Raw genomic sequence first — 247 nt, forward strand, 5'->3', positions numbered from 1 at the left:
GCATCTGCCGGCATATGCTCCGTATTTCTGCTGACAACCGCGATCACGCGCTCCAAATGCTTCAGCTTTTGCCAATCTTCGCTGTCTTTGATCATAATGATTTTCGGATGCGGCGCATGTTTAAATCCCTCTATGAGAAGACCGTCAATTCCCAGACATTCATACAGACTGATCAAACCCGCCAAATCCCATTTTTTTCGCGCCGTAAGCTGCAGGACGCCGTCCCCTTCTACTGCCGTAACCGCGG

Annotated in this window: 1 protein-coding gene; it reads right to left on the reverse strand. The window is 50.6% G+C overall.

The genetic code is table 11. The features are described from left to right. Positions 1–247 (reverse strand): molybdopterin-guanine dinucleotide biosynthesis protein MobB (locus tag R0K30_RS22990; RefSeq protein ID WP_410613284.1); only part of this gene is annotated, 247 nt, incomplete at both ends.

Source organism: Bacillus sp. SIMBA_154 (assembly GCF_046536015.1).
GTDB classification, from domain to species: Bacteria; Bacillota; Bacilli; order Bacillales; family Bacillaceae; genus Bacillus; species Bacillus pumilus_P.